14 protein-coding genes are annotated in these 15,724 nt (G+C 65.9%); 6 read left to right on the top strand and 8 right to left on the bottom strand.

Going from position 1 to position 15,724, the window contains the following annotated elements; all coding sequences use genetic code 11:
• Nucleotides 1-108 precede the first annotated feature (108 nt).
• Nucleotides 109-3,627 carry a DNA polymerase III subunit alpha gene (gene dnaE, locus MFF22_RS13740; protein ID WP_238249534.1) on the bottom strand — a complete coding sequence of 1,173 codons (3,519 nt, stop codon included), beginning with the start codon at nt 3,625-3,627 and terminating at the stop codon, nt 109-111.
• 541 nt (nt 3,628-4,168) lie between these two features.
• On the opposite strand from dnaE, the gene MFF22_RS13735 reads away from it, so the two are divergent.
• On the top strand, nt 4,169-5,467 hold the full coding sequence (locus MFF22_RS13735) for a glycosyltransferase (protein WP_238249533.1): 1,299 nt from the start codon (nt 4,169-4,171) through the stop codon (nt 5,465-5,467).
• Here the strand turns inward: MFF22_RS13735 and MFF22_RS13730 are convergent.
• The 4 genes from MFF22_RS13730 to MFF22_RS13715 all read right to left on the bottom strand — a co-directional run bounded on the left by MFF22_RS13730 (nt 5,451) and on the right by MFF22_RS13715 (nt 9,521).
• A complete protein-coding gene (locus MFF22_RS13730; protein ID WP_238249532.1) occupies nt 5,451-6,176 on the bottom strand; it encodes an ABC transporter ATP-binding protein in 726 nt (241 codons plus the stop codon). The genes MFF22_RS13735 and MFF22_RS13730 overlap by 17 nt on opposite strands.
• Nucleotides 6,177-6,187: 11 nt before the next feature.
• Nucleotides 6,188-7,438 carry a lipoprotein-releasing ABC transporter permease subunit gene (locus tag MFF22_RS13725; RefSeq protein ID WP_238249564.1) on the bottom strand — a complete coding sequence of 417 codons (1,251 nt, stop codon included), beginning with the start codon at nt 7,436-7,438 and terminating at the stop codon, nt 6,188-6,190.
• Between the two features lie 80 nt (nt 7,439-7,518).
• On the bottom strand, nt 7,519-8,844 hold the full coding sequence (gene proS / locus MFF22_RS13720; RefSeq protein ID WP_238249531.1) for a proline--tRNA ligase: 1,326 nt from the start codon (nt 8,842-8,844) through the stop codon (nt 7,519-7,521).
• Between the two features lie 479 nt (nt 8,845-9,323).
• A complete protein-coding gene (locus MFF22_RS13715) occupies nt 9,324-9,521 on the bottom strand; it encodes a hypothetical protein (protein WP_238249530.1) in 198 nt (65 codons plus the stop codon).
• A gap of 182 nt (nt 9,522-9,703) precedes the next feature.
• Here MFF22_RS13715 and MFF22_RS13710 point away from each other — a divergent pair, with 182 nt between their 5' ends.
• Nucleotides 9,704-9,982, top strand: coding sequence for a hypothetical protein (locus MFF22_RS13710; protein ID WP_238249529.1), 279 nt, complete (start codon nt 9,704-9,706; stop codon nt 9,980-9,982).
• A gap of 418 nt (nt 9,983-10,400) precedes the next feature.
• On the opposite strand, the gene MFF22_RS13705 is transcribed toward MFF22_RS13710, so the two are convergent.
• Both MFF22_RS13705 and MFF22_RS13700 read right to left on the bottom strand, forming a co-directional pair.
• Nucleotides 10,401-11,717: a Y-family DNA polymerase gene (locus MFF22_RS13705; RefSeq protein WP_238249528.1), complete on the bottom strand. Its 1,317-nt coding sequence runs from the start codon at nt 11,715-11,717 to the stop codon at nt 10,401-10,403.
• On the bottom strand, nt 11,714-12,166 hold the full coding sequence (locus MFF22_RS13700; protein ID WP_238249527.1) for a LexA family protein: 453 nt from the start codon (nt 12,164-12,166) through the stop codon (nt 11,714-11,716). The genes MFF22_RS13705 and MFF22_RS13700 overlap by 4 nt, the downstream gene beginning before the upstream one ends.
• A 201-nt stretch (nt 12,167-12,367) precedes the next feature.
• Here MFF22_RS13700 and MFF22_RS13695 point away from each other — a divergent pair, with 201 nt between their 5' ends.
• The 3 genes from MFF22_RS13695 (at nt 12,368) to MFF22_RS13685 (ending at nt 14,849) form a co-directional block, all read left to right on the top strand.
• Nucleotides 12,368-12,616 carry a hypothetical protein gene (locus MFF22_RS13695; RefSeq protein WP_238249526.1) on the top strand — a complete coding sequence of 83 codons (249 nt, stop codon included), beginning with the start codon at nt 12,368-12,370 and terminating at the stop codon, nt 12,614-12,616.
• 1,050 nt (nt 12,617-13,666) lie between these two features.
• A complete protein-coding gene (locus MFF22_RS13690; RefSeq protein WP_238249525.1) occupies nt 13,667-14,146 on the top strand; it encodes a hypothetical protein in 480 nt (159 codons plus the stop codon).
• Between the two features lie 319 nt (nt 14,147-14,465).
• Nucleotides 14,466-14,849 carry a hypothetical protein gene (locus tag MFF22_RS13685; RefSeq protein ID WP_238249524.1) on the top strand — a complete coding sequence of 128 codons (384 nt, stop codon included), beginning with the start codon at nt 14,466-14,468 and terminating at the stop codon, nt 14,847-14,849.
• A gap of 266 nt (nt 14,850-15,115) precedes the next feature.
• Here MFF22_RS13685 and MFF22_RS13680 read toward each other — a convergent pair whose 3' ends face one another.
• Complete coding sequence (locus tag MFF22_RS13680) at nt 15,116-15,481, bottom strand: ArsR/SmtB family transcription factor (RefSeq protein WP_238249523.1); 366 nt, start codon at nt 15,479-15,481, stop codon at nt 15,116-15,118.
• Here MFF22_RS13680 and MFF22_RS24845 point away from each other — a divergent pair.
• Nucleotides 15,464-15,724: SDR family NAD(P)-dependent oxidoreductase (locus MFF22_RS24845; protein ID WP_373320249.1), on the top strand; the 261-nt coding region annotated here is incomplete at its 3' end. The two genes, MFF22_RS13680 and MFF22_RS24845, sit on opposite strands and share 18 nt — an antisense overlap.

Genomic DNA, 15,724 nt, shown 5'->3' with positions numbered 1-15,724 from the left:
TTGCGAGCGCAGCGAAGCAATCCAGGGATGCGCCGAGTCCCGAGGCGGCCCGCTGCCCTGGATTGCTTCGCTTCGCTCGCAAAGACGAGGCGGGCGACTGTCTACGCCTCAGCTCACCTCCACCTGCGCCACGCCGGGCATGGCCCGGAGCATGCCGGCGAGTTGTGGCGTCGCCTGATAACGGCCCGGCAGGCGGATCTCCACCTCCCGGTCGCCGCCGTCCAGGCGCAGCACCAGGGATACTTCCCCCTCCCCGCGCATGGTCAGGCGGCTCTGGACCGCCTGGATGCCCCGGGCGTCGTCCAGGTGGATGCGCATGCCCTTCTGGAAACGGGCCACCGCGGCATCCAGGGGCTCGGCGGTCATGATCCGGGCGCGCACGTCCTCACCCTCGGCATTCGCCTGAAGCTGCAGGACCAGCGGGCGGCCAGGCTCCAGGATGTCCCGGTAGTGGCCGAGACCCTCGGAGAAGATGATCGCCTCGAAATGCGCCGTCCGGTCCGAGAGGGTGACGATGCCCATCTTGTTGCCGGTCTTCGTCCGCCGTTCCGCCCGGTCCAGAACCGAGGCTGCGACACGCCCGACGCTCGTCGTCCCCGCCCGCACCGCCCGGCAGAAATCCGCCCAGCTCTGCACGCGGAGCTTATCGAGAAGCTCGCCGTACTCGTCCAGCGGATGGCCGGAGATGAAGAAGCCGATCGCCGCGTATTCGCGCTTGAGCGTGTCGGCCATGGGCCACAATTCGTGGGGCGGGATGCGCAAGGTAACGTCGGCCGAGGCGACGCCGCCGAACATGTCGGCGACGCCGGTCGTGGCCGCCTCCGCCGCGCTGGCGGCCAGCCGCATCATCGGCTCCACGGCGGCGAAGGCCCTAGCCCGGTCGGCCTCGATGCAGTCGAGCGCCCCGGCCTGGACGAGGCTCTCCATGGTCCGCTTGTTCACGAGGCGGGGATTGAGGCGGCGGGCGAGGTCGGACAGGTCGGCGAAGGGCCGGTCGCCCCGGGCCTCCACGAGGGCCCGCACCGCCTCGCGGCCGACGCCCTTGATCGCCGCGAGGGCGTAGAAGATCTTGCCGTCCCGCACCTCGAACACCTCGCCGGAGGCGTTGATCGAGGGCGGCTCCACGGCGATCTTCAGGCGCTGGGCGTCCTGCCGGAATTCCGCGATCTTGTCGGTGTTGTCGATGTCCAGCGTCATGGCCGCGGCCAGGAACTCGACCGGGTGGTTCGCCTTCAGATAGGCCGTCTGGTAGGTCAGCAGGGCATAGGCCGCCGCGTGGCTCTTGTTGAAGCCATAATCGGCGAACTTCGCCAACAGGTCGAAGATCTCGTTGGCCTTCGCCTTGGTCAGCCCGCCCGCCTCGCAGCCCTTCACAAACCGCTCGCGTTGGGCGTCCATCTCCGCGCGGATCTTCTTGCCCATGGCGCGCCGGAGCATGTCAGCCTCGCCGAGGGTGTACCCGGCGAGCACCTTGGCAATTTCCATCACCTGCTCCTGGTAGACGATGATGCCGAAGGTCTCCTTCAGCATCGGCTCCAGGGAGGGGTGCGGATACCAGTTGGCCTCGTTGCCGGCATCGCGCCCGAGCTTGCGCTCGCAATAGACCGGGATGTTGGCCATCGGACCCGGCCGGTAGAGGGCCACGAGGGCGATGATGTCCTCGAACCGGTCGGCCTGCATCTCGCACAGGGCCTTGCGCATACCGGCCGATTCCACCTGGAACACGCCGACCGTCTCGCCCCGGCCCATGGGCTCGTAGGTCTTCCTGTCGTCCAGCGGCAGGGAGGCGAGGTCGATATGGATGTCGCGCTGCTTCAGCAGATCGGTGCAGCACCGCAGCATCGTCAGCGTCTTGAGGCCCAGGAAGTCGAACTTCACGAGGCCGGCCTGCTCTACCCACTTCATGTTGAACTGGGTGACGCGCATCCCCGTCTTGGGGTCGCGGTAGAGCGGCACCAGCTCCTCGAGGGGCCGGTCGCCGATCACCACGCCGGCGGCGTGGGTCGAGGCGTGGCGGTGCAGGCCCTCGAGCTTCTTGGCGATGTCGATGAGGCGGCCGACGACAGGCTCCTCCTCCATCGCCTGCTGCAGCTTGGGTTCGCCCTCGATGGCCTGGGCCAGGGTCACCGGGTTGGCCGGGTTCTGTGGGACGAGCTTCGTCAGCTTGTCGACCTGCCCGTAAGGCATCTCCAGCACGCGGCCGACATCCCGCAGCACACCGCGGGCGAGCAGGGTGCCGAAGGTGATGATCTGCCCGACCTGCCCCTCGCCGTAGCGCTCCTGCACGTAGCGGATCACCCGCTCGCGGCCCTCGACGCAGAAGTCGATGTCGAAATCCGGCATCGAGACGCGCTCGGGGTTCAGGAACCGCTCGAACAGCAGGCCGAAGCGCAGGGGGTCGAGGTCGGTGATGAGCAGCGACCACGCCACCAGCGAGCCGGCGCCGGAGCCGCGCCCCGGTCCCACCGGGATATCGTGCTCCTTCGCCCACTTGATGAAATCCGAGACGATCAGGAAGTAGCCGGGGAACTTCATCGAGACGATGACGTCGAGCTCGAAGGCCAGCCGCTTGCGGTAATCGTCCTCGGTGAAGCCCGGCGCCGTACCGTGCTGCTGCAGGCGCAGTTCGAGCCCCGCCTCCGCCTGACGCCGCAACTCCGTCGGCTCGTCGGCGGCCACCGCCTTGGCCACGGCGCTGGATGCCTCGGCCAGGGCTTCGGCCATCGGCGCGGCCTCGCCCCCGGCGACCCGGGAGAAGTTGGGCAGGATCGGCTTGCGGGTCCGCGCCCGGACCGCACAGCGCATGGCGATCTCGACCGTCGCGGTCAGGGCGTCCGGCAGGTCCTTGAACAGCGCGGCCATCTCCGCGCGGGTTTTGAAGTGGTGGCGCGGAGTCAGCTTGCGGCGGCGGTCGTCCGACACGATCCGCCCGTCGGCGATGGCGAGCAGGGCATCGTGGGCGTCGTAATCGTCGGGCTTGGCGAAGTAGGTCTCGTTGGCTGCCGCGACGCCGAGGCCGTTCCGGTCGGCGAGGTGCAAGAGGGCCGCCTCGATCCGCGCCTCCTCCGGCAGGCCGTGGCGTTGGATCTCCACATAGAGCCTGTCCTCGCCGAAGGCCCGCTTGAGGCTTTCGAGCCGGCTGGCCGCGAGTTCGGGCCGGCCCGCGCGCAAAGCCCCATCGAGGGGGCCGCCCACGCCGCCGGTGAGGGCGATCAGCCCCCCCGCGTAATCCGCCAAGGCCCCGGCCGCCACCCGTGGGGCCTCCCCGAGGGGTGAATCGAAATAGGCCCGGCTCGCCAGGCGCAGCAGGTTGGCGTAGCCGGCCTCGTCCTGCGCGAGCAGCACCACGCCGTGGTAGGTCGGCAGGCTGCGCCCGTGCGGATCTGCCGGCTCGAACGCGACGGAAAGCTGGATGCCGGCAATGGGCTGCAGCCCGTCCTTGGCCGCCTTCTCCGAGAATTCCAGGGCGCCGAACAGGTTGTTGGTGTCGGTGAGCGCGAGGGCGGGCTGCCGGTCGGCCACGGCAGCCTTCACGAGATCGCCGACCTTCACCGCACCTTCGAGCAGGGAATAGGACGAGTGGACGTGGAGGTGGACGAAGCCGACCTCCTTCAACTGACGTGTCATATCCGGCCTTGTTCGGGGTCGGCGAGCATCCCCCGCAAGATGCGCGGAGTCGATGTTCCGGGGCGGCCGGGAGCAGGTTTTCCACCGCTCGTGCCCCGGCCGCATCACCCCCACCGGCCGATCAGGGAAATTCGCCCCCAAACGGGGTTTAGCCTGTGGACAAGCCGCTTCCGGCGGGAACTTCGGGCGGTTTCGCCAGCCCCCGTCAACGGATCGGCGCCAAGGCTACGCTCCACGCGCCGAGCGCCCCGAACAGCATTCCGAACGCCATGAGCTCGATGATCCCCGTCACGAACACGCCCTTGCCCATCGCTGCCTCCTGTCGCTGACGGTCTCATTATGTTCTTGTTTTGTTCTATGTAAAGCTAGTTTTTCCCTCTCCGTTCGGTTGGCTACTGTCAAGGTTTTGCAATTCTAAATTGCCAGAAATTTCCATTAACAGACAATATTTCAATTCCGGATCGCTATTGTCCCCCTCCGGTTTCGCCTAAATCCGGTACCTTGCCGATCTAACGGGCAAGCTCTGAAGCGGACCCATCGCGTGCGAGGACTTGCGGACTCTCTCGACATCGACTTGGTCGCCGTCGGCACCCATGGGGATGTCCTGCCGTTCATCGCCCTTGGGGATGCCCTCCGCGCCCGTGGTCACCGGGTCACCGTCGCGGCGCCCGCGCCGTTCGAAGCGATGACCCATCGGGCGGGGCTCGGTTTCAAAGCCCTGGGGACGGTGGCCGATTACGAGGCGCTGATCCGCGAGCCGGATCTGTGGCACCCGATCCGCGGCTTCCGGCCGCTCCTCGCCTACGCCCAGCGCATGGCCGAGCACACCCTCGCATGGCTGGCAGCCTCCGAATCCCGTTCCGGAGGGCGGGTGGTCGTCGCCTCACCCCTCGCCTGGGGCGCCCGCATCGCCCAGGACCTCCTCGGCCTGCCGACGGCCACGCTGCACGTCATGCCGTTCCTGATCGAGAGCCGCTACGCCCCGCCCCGGCTTCCGGGCCTGCCCATACCACGCGTGCTGCCCGCGTCATGGCGCGCCGCGGTCAACAAGGGCGTGGACGATGTCCTGATCGGACCGTTCATCCTGCCGTCCCTCAACGGACTACGGGAGCGTCTCGGCCTCGTCGGGATCGGCCGCCTGCGTCATTGGTGGAACAGCCCGACGCGCCTGCTGCTGATGTTCCCCGATTGGTATGTCGCGCCCCAGGAGGACTGGCCCGGGCAAGCCGTCCAACTCGGCTTTCCCCTGGCCGACCGTTTCGGCGACACCCCGGAGCTCCCCGCCGGGCTGGACGCGTTCCTCGCGGACGGACCGCCTCCGCTAATCTTCACCTACGGTTCCGCGATGCGGCAGGCGCAGGCCTTTTTCCGGACCGCCATCGCCCTGTGCGACCGGACGGGGCGACGGGGCGTGCTCCTGGCACCGCAGGCCGACCAGATCCCCGCCCCGTTGCCCGCGGGGGTGATTCACCAGCCCTATGCGCCCCTTGGCTCCCTGCTCCCCCGGAGCGCCGCCCTGATCCATCACGGGGGCATCGGCACCGTGGCGCAGGCCCTGGCGGCGGGGGTGCCGCAACTGATCGTCCCCTATGCCTACAACCACTTCGACGACGGGTTGCGCATCCGCGACAGTCATCTCGGCGCGATGTTAAGCCGGCGCCGCTTCACCCCGGCCAGGGCCGCCCGTGTCCTCGACCACTTGCTGGCGGATCCCCGGGTGGTGCGTGCCTGCGGGCAGGCCCGGGCGCTCATGACCCAGGGTGAGGATGCCATCGCCAGGGCCTGTGACGAGGTCGAGGCCCTCGCCTCAAATCGGGCCGGGCTCAGTCGAGCGGCATGATCTGCCCGTCGCGGATCGTCACGCGGCGGTCCATCCTGGCGGCGAGGTCGAGGTTGTGGGTCGCCACCAGGGCGGCGAGCCCCGAGGCCCGCACCAGCGAGAGCAGCACGGAGAAGACGTGGCCGGCGGTGCCGGGGTCGAGGTTGCCGGTGGGTTCGTCGGCCAGCAGCAGCCGCGGGCCGTTGGCCACCGCCCGGGCGATGGCGACGCGCTGCTGCTCGCCCCCGGAGAGTTCGGCCGGGCGGTGCGCCAGCCGCTCGCGCAGGCCGAGGAAGCTCAGGAGTTCGGAGGCCCGCCCCTTCGCCTCGGCCCGCTTCAGGCCGCGGATGAGCTGGGGCATCATCACGTTCTCCAGCGCCGAGAATTCCGGCAGGAGGTGGTGGAACTGGTAGACGAAGCCCATCTCCTCGCGCCGCAGGCGGGTGCGCTCGAAATCGGCCATCGCAGCCGTGGGCTGGCCCCCGATATAGACCTCGCCCCCGTCCGGCCGCTCCAGCAGCCCTGCGAGGTGCAGGAGGGTCGACTTGCCGGCCCCCGACGGGGCGACCAGGGCGACGAGTTCCCCCGGCCAGATCGCCAGATCGGTGCCGCGGAGGATCTCCAGGGCGCCTTCGGCCTGCGCGTAGCGCCGCTCGACCTGGGCGAAGAACAGGGCCGGCACGGGCTGTGCGCCGACGGCATCGGGGCTGGGACTGGGGCCGGAACTCATACGGATCAGCCTCAGCCGTAGCGCAGGGCCTGCACCGGATCGAGCCGGGCGGCGCGCCACGAGGGGTACAGGGTCGCGGCGAGCGACAGGAGCAGGGTGGTGATCACCACCGCAGTGATCTCCCGCGGGTTCATCTCGGCGGGGATCTCGGCGAGGAAGCGCACCGTCGGGTCCCAGGCGCCGGGGAAAAGGAAGCGCTGGATCGGCTTGATGTTGAGGGTGATGACGATGCCGAGCACCAGCCCGGAGAGCGTCCCCACGACCCCGATCAGGGCGCCGTTGATGAGGAAGACCCTCATGATCGTCCCGGGCGTCGCGCCCATGGTGCGCAGGATCGCGATGTCGCTCGACTTGTCCCGGACCAGCAGGATCAGGCCGGACACGATGTTCAGCGTCGCCACCACGACGATCAGGCTGAGGATCAGGAACATCACATTCCGCTCGACTTCGAGCGCCCCGAAGAACGTCCGGTTGCGCTGGCGCCAGTCGGTGAGCAGGAGCGGGCGCTCAGCGGCCATCTCCAGGGGCTCACGCATGTCGCCCACATGGTCGGGATCGTCCACGTAGATCTCGATCAGCGAGACGTCGCCCTCCCGGTTGAAGAAGGTCTGCGCCTCGGCCATCGGCATGAACACGAAGGTCTGGTCGAATTCGGTCATGCCGACCTCGAACACCGCCTTCACCATGTAGCTCTTGGTCCGCGGCGCGGTGCCGAACGGGGTCGAGGCGCCCTTGGGGGTCGAGAGGGTGATCGTATCCCCGGCCTGGAGCCCAAGCGTGTCTGCGAGGCGCTTGCCGATGAGCACGCCGGACCCGTCATCGAATCCATCCAGCGTGCCGCCGCGGATCGAGGTGGTGACGGCGGCGAGCGCGTCGAGGTCCTGGCCCCGCACCCCCCGCACCAGAACGCCGGAGCCGCCATATTGCGAGGAAGCGAAGGCCTGCCCCTCCACCAGGGGCACCGCCGCCTTCACGCCGGCCACCTTCGACAGGCGATCGGAGAGGTCCTGCCAATCGTTGAAGGACCGGTCGATCGGCGTGGCGAAGAGATGGCCGTTGATGCCGACGATCTTCGACAGCAATTCGGCCCGGAACCCGTTCATCACCGACAGCACGATGATGAGGGTGGCGACGCCGAGGGCGATGCCGAGCACCGAGAAGAAGGCGACCACGGAGACGCCGCCGCCCCGCCGCCGGGCCCGGAGGTAGCGGCCGGCCAGCAGCCATTCGAACGGGGCGAAGGGCGCCGTGCCCCCCCGCATCGACGCGACGAATCCCGACGCCAGCTCCCCCGCGCGCCCCCTCAGCCGGTCGATCGCCGCATGCCCTGCCATCGCCCCGCCTAGACGCGCCGGATCCGTGCCAGCAGATCGACGGCGGCGAGGCTCTCTCGCTCCCCACCGGCCCGCCGCTTCAGCTCGATCTTGCCCTCGGCGAGGCCCTTGGGCCCGACCACCACCTGCCAGGGCAAGCCGATGAGGTCCGCCGTGGCGAACTTGGCGCCCGGCCGCTCGTCGCGGTCGTCATAGAGGACGGTGAGGCCGGCGGCTTCCAGTTCGCCCTGGATCTGCGCGCAGGCGGCATCGGTGCCCGCATCGCCGACCTTCAGGTTGATGAGGGCGACGTCGAAGGGTGCGACCGCATCCGGCCAGATGATCCCGGCCTCGTCATGGGAGGCCTCGATGATCGCCGCCACCAGGCGGCTGGGCCCGATCCCGTAGGAGCCCATGTGAACCGGCCGCTCGATCCCGTCCGGACCGGCGACTTTGGCGCCCATCGGCTCGGAATACTTGGTGCCGAAGTAGAAGATGTGGCCGACCTCGATACCCCGGGCGGCCATGCGGCTCTCCTCCGGCACCTCGGCGAAGGCGGCTTCCTCGTGCATCTCCTCGGTGGCGGCGTAGCGGGAGGTCCACGCGTCCACGAGGCCCTGGAGGCCGGCGACGTCGTCGAAATCCACCGTCTCCGGCGGGATGTCCATGCCGAGATAGGCCTTGTCGCAGAAGACGGCGCTCTCGCCGGTCTGGGCGAGGATGATGAACTCGTGCGAGAGGTCGCCGCCGATCGGGCCGGTATCGGCCCGCATCGGGATCGCCCTCAGCCCCAGCCCGGCGAAGGTGCGCAGGTAGGCCACGAACATCTTGTTGTAGGCATGCCGGGCGCCGGCCTGATCGAAATCGAAGGAATAGGCGTCCTTCATCAGGAACTCGCGGGAGCGCATCGTGCCGAAGCGCGGCCGAACCTCGTCCCGGAACTTCCAGGAAATCTGGTAGAGATTCTTCGGCAGGTCCTTGTACGACCGGACACTCGCCCGGAAGATCTCGGTGACCATCTCCTCGGCGGTGGGGCCGTAGAGCATCTCGCGCTCGTGCCGGTCCTTCAGCCGGAGCATCTCCTTGCCGTAGGCGTCGTAGCGGCCCGATTCCCGCCACAGATCCGCGGACTGCACCGTGGGCATCAGGATCTCGACGGCGCCGGAGCGGTCCTGCTCCCGCCGGATCACGTCGCACACCTTATTGAGCACCCGCAGGCCGAGCGGCAGCCACGCGTAGATGCCGGCCGCTTCCTGGCGCACCAGCCCGGCGCGCAGCATCAGGCGGTGGGAGACGATGTCCGCTTCCTTGGGCGTCTCGCGCAAGGTCGGCAGGAAGTAGCGGGAGAGACGCATCGATCGCTTCGAACGGGAGTTGTGCGGGGCTCGGGGGCCTGGCGCCCGGCACACAACACGTCACTGTGGCAAAATACAAGCGGATCCTCGACGTGGCCGACGGCACCCGATGGGGCAAAGCCCGGGGGCCGCAACCCGAGGGTGAGGGGGTGGTTCCCCATTGTCGGCAAAAAAGCGCAGATTTTTTCACCAACCCCGGTGACAGCACGCATTGTTGTTCCTATAAGCGTGCCGCGATGTTTGCGACGCCCGAGAGGGTTGGCGCAGGGTCCGAGTCTCGGGAGGAAAAACCGGCCACCGCGCAGGCAATGCGCTGGGTAATCCAAGGCCGAAAGACTGCCAATTCTTAAAGCAAGGCCTTGCGGCCTTGCTTTTTTGTTTGTGCGGTGCCCGCAAGATCCGCCGACGGCTGGTTCACCGCTCCGACAATAAAGCGCGCCTACTCAACCGTACGTCGCAATATGCTGGGTTTGCCGGGATCAGCGGATGCCGGCCTCGGTCAGTTCCCGGCTCCAGCATTCCGCCGAGATGAGGGCGCCCTTCTCTGTCGAGAAGGCATAGGGCGACCGACGCAACGCCGAGCCGTCCGACCGGCGGATGATCCAGCGATAGCTCGGGGTAGCCCCGGCGCAGGGCACGATCTCGACGGTATGGCCGTGTTCGGTGGAGATGCTCATGCGGAACCAACGTTCGCAGACGCAAAAACGCTCCCCGCCTCGCGACGCCGCCTGAGACCCGAGAGCCTGTGTCCCCACGGTCACACGACCGGTTGATCTGCACCAGTACTGATAAGCTGCCTTACTCTGCACGAACCCGGCCCGCATGGCTTGTCCATCGCGATACGAGAGGGGCGGAGCCGATGAACAAGCGCAGCCAGGCGGAAGAGACGACCGTAGTGGCCTTTCCGGCCCGCCTCGCGCCGACCGTGGCCGACGAGACCGTGGCCTCGGTGATCGAGGTGCTTCAGGATCAGCTCGCCCTCGCGCGCGAGGGGAAGCTGCGTTCGGTGGCGGTGGTCTCCGTGTCCTCGGACGGGGAGGCGATCGGTACGCAATGGTCCTGCCGCAAGGGCGATCTCACCAGCCTGATCGGCAAGCTCACGGTGCTCACCCACGACATGATGGCGTCGCGGGATTGACGGCCGGCTTTATTGGCGGCTGAGGGCGGAACGCGTTCGCGCCCTTAGGCGAGAGTGTGAACGAGGCGTCGCCGTGGACTGGCCTAACCGGGCTGGCGCGAACCGCGCTCGCACCGGAAGGAGGCGATGGCGGGAGATGCTCTCTTGCCGAGAGCGGCGAACTCCTGGCTGCATCGCCACACGTGCGGCTCGGCGGGGAGCGTCGTTTGCGATGTTGGGAGTTTGATGGCTCCCCGAGCAGTTAAGGCATAATTGAACGATGTCAGTGCGTTAGCTCCCGCACTGCGGCCTAGGCCCACCGTTGAAGACAAACGGGAATTTTCGGCCCCTCCCGTACCTCCGGCCGCTTGTTTGCCCGCCTTATCGATCCTGGCTGACGGGCTGATTTGATCGCCTACCGCTCCGCCTAGGCGAGGCATCAAACGCCTCCCGCATGCACTACCGCCAGTTCCCCCACCTGCGTCGTGTAGCGCGGCGTGCGCATGTCGAACTTTGTGGTCCAGTCCCGTCGCGCCACCAGCCCCGCCCGCGCCGGCACGACAGCCCCCCTCCCCCACCGCGCGTTGCAGGCGTCCATTGCTGCCATCAGCGGGCCGGAACGCGCGCGGTCGAGGGCGCCGATCAGCGCGCGGGGGCTCTCGATGAGCGGCCACAGGTCGTTCGTCACCACACCCGCCTTGCTGTAGCGCCACGCCGGCCGGTCGGGGCTCGGATCGCGCCAGGTCTTGGCCACGCCGAGCCGCGCCGCCTGGATCAGCGCCAGCGTGTCCGAACTGTGCTCGGGCAGGCTTACCGTCGTCGCCACCGAGCGCTGCGGGGCGTCCCGGTCGTGCTCGCTCGTGTGGTAGAAAACCGTCACGTGGTCGGTGCCGAGCCCTTCCCGGCGCAGCTTCTCGCCGAGCCGCGTGGCGTGGGCGGCCACCGCCTCCTCCAGGGTCGCCCGGTCTGTGATGCGGGCGGAGAACGAGCGCGTCACCGCGCAGCCCTTTCGCCGGGCCGGGACGAGATCGAGGGGCAAGCAGGCGAGGCCGCGCAGCTCGTGAATGATGCGCTCGCCCACCACGGTCAGACCCTTGCGCACGGGCCTCGGATCGAGGTCGCGCAGGTCCGCGACGCTCTCGACGCCCATCGCCTCCAGCTTGGCGAGGGAGGCTCGGCCGATGCCCCAGACCTCGCCCACCGCCACCCGGCACAGCCAATGGTCGGAGGCCGCCGCGTCGGTCAGGTCGCAGACGCCGTCCAGCGCCGGCACGCTCTTGGCGATGTGGTTGGCGAGCTTGGCCAGCGTCTTGGTCGGGCCGATCCCGACGCAGGTCGGGATGCCCGTCCAGGCGCGCACCGTGGCGCGCAGGTCGCGGGCGAGCTCCACCCGCACGGGGGCCGCGACATCGGACAGATCGAGGAAGGATTCGTCGATCGAGTAGACCTCGACCCGGGGGCTGAACTGCCGGTAGACGGCGTTCGTGCGCCCGCTCATGTCGCCGTAGAGCGTGTAGTTCGAGGAGAACAGGCGCACGCCCTGGCGGCGGCACAGGTCGCGGATCTTGAAGTACGGCTCGCCCATGCGGATGCCGAGCGCCTTGGCCTCGGCCGTGCGGGCGATGGCGCAGCCGTCGTTGTTCGACAGGACGATGACCGGCACGCGTGCCAGCTTCGGATCGAACACCCGCTCACAGGAGCAATAAAAGCTGTTGCCATCGATCAGCGCGACGACCCGGCCGGCGTTCCCGCTCATGCGAGCCGCCCACGCGCGACGTGCCACCGGATGGTGAAACGCACCACGCCCCAGATCTCGACCTCGCTCGCCTCATCGACGGCGAAGGCGGGCAGATCGGGGTTGTCGAAGGCGAGCCGGGGGGTGTTGCCCTCGATGCGGTAGCGCTTGCAGCTGAGCAGCGCGTCGACCACCGCCACCACGACGCTGTCGTGCTGCGGTAAGAGGCTGCGGTCCACGCAGGCGAGATCGCGGTCGAAGATGCCCGCCCCGCGCATACTCTCGCCGCGCACCTGCATCAGGAAGGTCGCGGGCGGGTTCGGCACCAGCCAGCGCGGGAGTTCGAGCGCGCCCTCGAGGAAATCGTCCGCCGGGGAGGGAAAGCCCGCGCACACGGCCGGCCCAACCAGGGGCACCCGCACCGTGCCCGGCCCCTCGGCCGGCAGCGTCGCAACGCGGCGCAAGCTCATCGGGCGGTCCTGTCCGCGCCGCATGGCTGCCGCTCATCCCCACTCAATCGACGCGGCATGACTCGCCTCCGGCTCAACCCTCGCTAGAACAGAGCGGGAACAAGCCTGAGCCCGGCGGAGAGTTCAACCGGCGGGAGGCGACGCGGCGCGATGGAGCCAGGGGACGATGTGGACGGCTGTGGACGCCTGTCGAAATCATCAATGAGGAATAAGGTTTGTACCGACGAGGCGCCGCTGTGCCTGCGCGGCCGTCCGCTGGCGGCCCTGCGGGCGGTGGCGGGTGCACCCGCAGGACTGCGGCTGCAGGCCTATCCCTCGGTGATGCCGTTGCTGGTGCAGCTCGGCGTGGTCGAGGCGCGACCGATGCGGGCCGGTGGCGCGGAGCGACTATGGTTTCTCACGCCGCTCGGCCGGCGCACCGCAATGATGCACGGGCGGGATGAGGCGTAAGGCCTTCCGCTTTTGAAGGGAAGCTTGAGATGGCTGCTTTCGACCCAAGTCGGACGCTCGTGCCGACGTCAGCGCTTCCAAAAAGCGGGCGTTCGTCGGTCGTGTAGCAACTATGCTTCGAGGCATCGAGCTTGAATTATCTTCGAAGCTTCAGCCATCTGCTAACGAAGACACCATTAGCCAAAGTTGCAGCTATTGAGTTAGATGAATAGTGATAGTCGCCCTTCCGCTCTTCAGGAGGCAGGGCGGTAAAGCCTGTAACTTGAGTTTCTCTGGCCTTGAAATTCGCGCCACAACTTGACTCACTATAAATAACTCCAAATTCGTGCGGTAATTTCCCGGCCAGCGGTTCGATAACCCGGACCCAAGCGTACCATTCACCCTCTGAAACCTCTCGCGCTCTCAGAGTTTCTACTTTGGCAGCGAAGAGACCTTCAGGCCAGGATACGGTGGAACCCTTCGGTGGAAATGGAATATCACATGCAGCAGCATCTAAAGGGCAGTTCAACGCCGCGAAGATCATGAGCGCTATGAAGCCGATTTTGGCCAATGGTCAGACTTTCGATTGGGCGCATGCAGTAGCTCCGATGATACTGGACCTCCCAGGACCATCGCAATGACACACAGCTTCCGCACCGAGTCGCGAGCAGGCGCGGTAATATCGTCCGCTTCTCTGCCTTATCGCGCCAAAGCGGACCGGCGGAAATCCACCCGGAGCAGCCCTCCTGCTTCCGACCCATGCCAGCCGTAGAGATAAGGTGTTGGCAAATCCCAGAAGCAGCCATTTGCCTGTCGTCCGGCGACTTCGGCTCTGACGTAGGCTCAGAGCCTTTCCGATAAGTCGTCCGTGAGGCTGAAAATCATGCGGCCGGTAGCACTCGCGCGTTGAGCCCTGACGGCTCGAAAGCGCGCGAGGGATTCGCAGTAAACAGATTTCTAGGATAATCGATCGGGTTCTCTGGGTACGATTCTGCGTACGCGGACTGAGTTACGCAGCGATATATTAGGAGACATCAGGTAGCGTAACTCGTCTTCTGATGAGATCGTATTATGCGCAAACGACAGATCCCGACAATTACAAGCCTCGCGCTCGCTCTCGTGGCGGCCGTCAGCCCAATGGCGGCCCAAGCCAAGGTCAAAGGTCCGTTCGTCCCGGTTACGGAATGGTTCGCTCACGACCTGAAGCTCGGCTGCATCAATACAAACGCAGATCGGATACCGTGTCCTTTGACGGTTGATGACAATTTTCGCCTCTATAAATCCAGTGACAGCGAAACGGCACTTGTCATCATTGAATACTTGCCCGACGCGACAGGCAACGCTGGCGCGACCGCTGGGGCAGTTGTCAAGCTATCGCCAGCAACGGGCACGTGGCAAATCGTGAAACGAGCCTATGACTTGGGCGGACAGGAGCCCGAACACGTAAAATTTGACCGTGATTCTGTGTCGCTGGTGCTCAAGACATTTCGCCCAACTGATGGACGCTGTTGTCCGTCGGGCCACAAAACCATCAAGATTCCTATTTCGTAAGGCGACCGACCACGTGTTAGGTGAGCTTCAAAGCGAACGCCGGACGTCCGCTTCCTCCGTTCTTCGACAAAAAGCGGAAGGACGGCAATCCACCCGGAGCAACCCTCCTGCTTCCGACCCAACCCGGCCGATATGACCGTCGTTGGCGCTCCCCCAAAGCGGTCGACCGTCAGCCGTCCCGCAACTCCGGCTGCCGCGAGCACTGTTTGCTCCCACTCAAAGGCGCTGTTTGTTAGTAGGCGGTGAAAACTATGTCTGTCGTCGATGAGTATAGACAGAAGGTTAAAGGGCTGGCCTTGTTGGACGCCGCATATTTATTATGGGTCGAGCGACGAGCTTTCGAGCAACATGCATTACCCAGGCAGCCAATCCAACCCTAGACTTGAGTAATCCGAAAGTTTTTGGGAGATTGATCAAGGATGTTTTTGCCTCTATTAATAAATCGCGTCGAACGGCTCCCGACGGCCCCACGTTTGAGCACCTGAAATACCTATATCCCGGCATCGAAGATCGTTACCTCAAAGAAGCCATAAAGCAAGCGGTTAGTTTCGACATGGCTTGTGTTGCGAATTTTCATTATAATTCCGATAGCTATATCGATGATTGCAAAATTGCTGTTGCGTTTGCTGCCGCGGAAAATCCCGGTTTTTCTGCTAAAACTATTGCCATAGCTGAACATTATCTAATGATTTCCATGCGCTGAAGAGAAGCTAAAGGAAGAAAATTGCTTTCTATGGCGAGCCAATATCCCCATGCTGCAGATCTATACTCGCGCTCTGGGATTTGACCAAGCCGTGATCGCGTCGCGCATGGGTCGAGAGTGAGCGCAACGACCATGTCCGCTATCCTTCGTTGCTGCCCAAAAGCGGACCAGCCGAAAACCACCCTGAGCGGTCCTCCTGCTTGCGACCCAACGCAGTCGCCACCGATGGATTGAAGCATTCTCGGAAGCAGACCTAGTTCGCGTCTTTATTGAGATGCGGCTGTCTTCGCAGCACGCACATCGGAATCGATGTCCGAAGCGTAGGCGTTGATAATCCCCGCCAACAAACCGGGAAAGCGTGCCTCCACTTCGGTCCAGCGGGAATGATTGCGCACCTCGACGCCATGGCGTTCGCTGCGGATCAAACCGGCCTCGCGTAGAACCTTGAAGTGGTTGGACAACGAGGATTTCGGAATGACCCGGTCCCCAACCGCCGAGACGGCCGAGCAGGCCTCAACACAGCCCGCCCGCATGATCTTGGCGAAGATGGCTGCGCGGCTCGGATCGGCGAGCGCGTGTAGGATGGCCTCCGGCCGCACGTCCTCGATGGCAGGGTGAAACAGGGGTCTCATATTTCGTCCATATGGGGCCTTGAACGACGCTCCATTAGTTCCGAAGTTCCGAACTATGGGACAGCGGCCGCCATCCTGGAGCCGCCCCAGTCGGAGATAGCACATATGTCGAAGCTTGAGGGTAAGGTCGCCGTCGTAACCGGGGCATCCAAGGGCATCGGTGCAGGGATCGCCAAGGCGTTGGCCCGGGATGGCGCCGCTGTGGTGGTGAACTACGCGTCAAGCAAGGCCGCGGCTGACGCC

The sequence above is a fragment of the Methylobacterium persicinum genome (genome assembly GCF_022179525.1).
Taxonomy (GTDB): Bacteria; Pseudomonadota; Alphaproteobacteria; order Rhizobiales; family Beijerinckiaceae; genus Methylobacterium; species Methylobacterium persicinum.
The sequence above is the reverse complement of the archived record's forward strand: the minus strand, read 5'-3'. Positions and strand labels throughout refer to the sequence as shown.